The organism is Herbaspirillum sp. B65 (assembly GCF_000333555.1).
Classification (GTDB): Bacteria; Pseudomonadota; Gammaproteobacteria; order Burkholderiales; family Burkholderiaceae_D; genus Herbaspirillum; species Herbaspirillum rubrisubalbicans.
On sequence record NZ_BADI01000634.1, the window covers coordinates 1 to 1,159 of the forward strand.

The 1,159-nt window shown below is 49.1% G+C and carries 2 protein-coding genes; both read right to left on the bottom strand.

The features are described 5' to 3' along the window. The coding region (locus tag I5W_RS14930; RefSeq protein WP_044529822.1) for a GAD-like domain-containing protein at nucleotides 1-248 on the bottom strand (248 nt) is incomplete at its 3' end. A gap of 89 nt (nucleotides 249-337) precedes the next feature. Next, nucleotides 338-1,003, bottom strand: coding sequence for a GAD-like domain-containing protein (locus I5W_RS14935; RefSeq protein WP_044529821.1), 666 nt, complete (start codon nucleotides 1,001-1,003; stop codon nucleotides 338-340). Nucleotides 1,004-1,159: the final 156 nt, after the last annotated feature.

The following is a 1,159-nucleotide window of genomic DNA, read 5'->3' on the forward strand; positions in this document are numbered from 1 at the left end:
GTGGACGCGTCAATCTCATCCAATCCTGTGTCGGCAAGCCACTCATCCACAATGTCTTCATATTCATCAGGATCAACCGTACAAAAGAGACCATTCGCATATTCGCACCATCCTTCTTGCTCCCAGTATTTCAGTAACTGATCGGGCAGCTTATCGCGCCATTTTTCAAGGCTTGTGGCGGGCACTGGGAATCGCTTGGTCGCCTCGCCAAATTTGCTAATAAAATATTCGAAGTCTTCGTCTCTCATCTCAATGCCTTAGCTTGATTCGCTCCAACCTCAGGTGACCTATGCCTGCGCTTGGCTGGATGTTGAGTTGCGCCGGCATGTCTGCATGATCAAGAGTCGAGCAACTTTTCAATATCGATTCCCGAGAGTGGCAATTCCGGCTCCGCGAATTGACGGAGAATCGTCAGGTGCACATTGGCATTCACTTTCGCCAGATTCTCGAGGAGAATTTTTCCTCCTAGTACGATAGCGGGCTCGAATCCATAGATTTCATGTGGCTCGAGCGGACCCAGTTTGGATCTGGCACGTTCGAAGAGCGGCTGTCCGTTCTCGTCTTTCATTTCAAACCGATCCGGATCACTGAACGCAAAAAAACAGCGGATCGAAAAATCCAGGTCCGCCCTAGTTTTCTCCTTCAACTCATTTTCTAAAGCAGAGACCATATTGAGGACGCAATCAATCGTGACGCTGCGCCCCGTCTTTTCACCACATACATAAAGGTCGCCAAATGCAGACCTTGCAATCACGTGGAACGCGTCAATCTCATCCAAACCTGTGTCGGCGAGCCACTCATCAACCAGGTCTTCATAGTCATCAGGATCAACTGTGCAAAAGAGCCCATTCGCATATTCGCACCATCCTTCTTCCTGCCAGTATTTCAGTAACTGATCGGGTAGCCTATCGCGCCATTTTTCAAGGCTTGCAGCCGGTACCGTCGAGCGTTTGGTAGCCTCGCCAATATTGCTAATAAAATATTTGAATCCTTCGTCTCTCATCTCATTGCGTTAGCTTGATTCGTTCCAAAACGCAGATGACCTATGCCTGTGCGTTTGGCTGAATGTTGAGTTGCGCTGTCATGGCCGTATGCTCAAAAATCGAGCAACTTTTCGATATCGATCCCCGAGAGTGGCAATTCCGGCTCCGCGAATGAC